The following is a 2,243-nucleotide window of genomic DNA, read 5'->3' as shown; positions in this document are numbered from 1 at the left end:
CTGGTGATCATGGACGAGCCGTCGCTCGGTCTCTCGCCAAAACTCATCGGCGAGTATTTCGAGATCACAAGGGAGATCCATCGCCAAGGCACGACCATCCTGTTGATCGAACAGAATGCCGAAATGGGGCTGGGCATCGCCGATCGCGGCTATGTGCTGGTCAAGGGTAAGGTCGCCCAGGAGGGGCCGGCAAAGGAGTTGCTCTCGTCCAAGGCGGCCAGAAGCCTTTATCTCTGAGCCGTCCGTTTCTTCTGACTCAACAGTGATGATCCACGCCCCGCGCTCCACATCTTCGGCCATGCTTCCCGGCATTTAGGGACAAGCTAACCACTGCCACATGAAATCATAATTTTCGCTGCCCGGTGCCTCCAGTAAACCAAACGATCAGATCTCCGCCACATCCGCAGACACTCCCGGGGAGAGCCAGAAAGGGCCGCTGAAATGCCAGTCGAAACGGTAGACACGCTTGTTGTTGGCGGCGGCCAGGCGGGGCTGGCCATGAGCGAGCATCTGAGCAAGTGCGGGGTGCCGCATCTCGTGCTCGAGCGGAGCCGCATCGCCGAACGCTGGCGTACCGAAAGATGGGACTCGCTGGTTGCCAATGGTCCCGCCTGGCATGATCGTTTTCCCGGCATGGAATTTCCGGAGGCCGGTCCCGACGCCTTTGTCGGCAAGGAGAAGGTCGCCGACTATTTTGTCGCTTACGCCGGCATGATCGCTGCCCCCATCCGCTGCGGCGTGGAGGTCAGGAGCGTGGAAAGGCTTGTCGGCCGTCCCGGCTTCCGGGTCGAAACCTCGGATGGCGTGATCGAGGCCAGGAGCGTGGTTGCCGCCACCGGGGCTTTCCAGCATCCGGTCATTCCGGCGGTTGTCCCCGGGGATGCCGGAGCGATGCAGATCCATTCCAGCGCCTATCGCAATCCGGGCCAGTTGCCCGAAGGTGCGGTGCTGGTGGTCGGCTCGGGATCTTCGGGAGTGCAGATTGCCGACGAACTCCAGCGCGCGGGACGGCGCGTCTACCTCTCGGTCGGGCCGCATGATCGGCCGCCGCGGGCCTATCGCGAGCGTGACTTCTGCTGGTGGCTGGGGGTTTTGGGCAAATGGGACGCCCAAGCGCCGGCGCCTGGCACCGAACACGTCACCATCGCGGTGAGCGGCGCGCGGGGCGGCCAGACGATCGACTTCCGGCGTCTTGCCGCGCAAGGGATGACGCTGGTTGGCCGGACGGAATCCTACAAGGAAGGGGTCATGACCTTCGCTCCGGATCTGGCTAAAAATATCGCGCGCGGCGATGCGAACTACATGTCGGTGCTGGACGAGGCCGACGCCTATGTCGCTCGCAACGGCCTCGACCTTCCCGAGGAGCCCGCGGCCCGCGAGATCGGACCGGACCCGCAATGCATGACTGATCCCATTCTCGAGCTGAACCTGGCGGAAGCCGGGATAGGTTCGATCATCTGGGCAACGGGATTCACCGTCGATTACAACTGGCTGAAGGTCGATGTGTTTGACGAAAAGGGCAAGCCGAAGCACCAGCGCGGCGTGTCGACCGAGCCGGGAATCTATTTCCTGGGACTGCCGTGGCAATCGCGGCGGGGGTCGAGCTTCATCTGGGGCGTCTGGCACGACGCCCAGCATGTGGCGGACCATATCTCCACGCAGCGCAAGTACCTGGCCTACCATGCGTCCGCAAAGCGCGAGACCAAAGTGGCATAGAAACGGACGTCCCGACCTCGAGCCGACTGACGGAGACCAAGATGGCCCATACAAGAATTCGCAAGTTCAACACCAAGGACACCTATCCCGAGCAGAAGCTCGACAATGATCTGTGCCAGGCGGTCGTTACGCGGGGCGGCAGGACCGTCTATCTGCGCGGCCAATGCCCGCAGGACCTCGACACGGCCAAGAATATCGAAAGCCATGATCCGGTCGAACAGACGCACAAGGTCATGCAGAACATCCGCCAGCTGATCGAGGAGTGCGGCGGCACCATCGAGCATTTGGTCAAGGTGGTGGTCTACATTACCGATGTCCGCCATCGCGAGGCGGTCTACCGCACCATGGGCGAGTATATCAAAGGCGTGCATCCCGTCTCGACCGGCCTAGTCGTGCAGGCCCTGGCGCGGCCGGACTGGCTGGTCGAGATCGACGGCACCGCAGTTATCCCGGATTAAAGTCATGACATTCTCCATCGTCGCGCGGTGCAGCCGCACCGGCATGTTCGGGGTCGCGGTGTCCTCCTC

General features: G+C 62.4%; 3 protein-coding genes and 1 pseudogene. All 4 read left to right on the top strand.

Translation table 11 applies throughout. The features are described 5' to 3' along the window. Positions 1 to 237, top strand: a pseudogene (locus EOC06_RS42950) (ABC transporter ATP-binding protein); the annotation flags it as partial. A 204-nt stretch (positions 238 to 441) separates the two neighbouring features. Further along, the gene (locus tag EOC06_RS19915) at positions 442 to 1,716 is read left to right on the top strand and encodes an NAD(P)/FAD-dependent oxidoreductase (RefSeq protein ID WP_128308587.1); all 1,275 of its coding nucleotides are present in this window, start codon (positions 442 to 444) and stop codon (positions 1,714 to 1,716) included. 41 nt (positions 1,717 to 1,757) lie between these two features. Next, positions 1,758 to 2,174, top strand: coding sequence for a RidA family protein (locus EOC06_RS19910; RefSeq protein ID WP_127380986.1), 417 nt, complete (start codon positions 1,758 to 1,760; stop codon positions 2,172 to 2,174). 4 nt (positions 2,175 to 2,178) lie between these two features. Beyond that, positions 2,179 to 2,243: DUF1028 domain-containing protein (locus EOC06_RS42945; protein ID WP_245469827.1), on the top strand; the 65-nt coding region annotated here is incomplete at its 3' end.

The sequence above is a fragment of the Mesorhizobium sp. M7A.F.Ca.MR.362.00.0.0 genome, from assembly GCF_004023175.1.
Lineage (GTDB): Bacteria > Pseudomonadota > Alphaproteobacteria > Rhizobiales > Rhizobiaceae > Mesorhizobium.
This window is presented reverse-complemented; position numbering and strand designations above follow the sequence as displayed.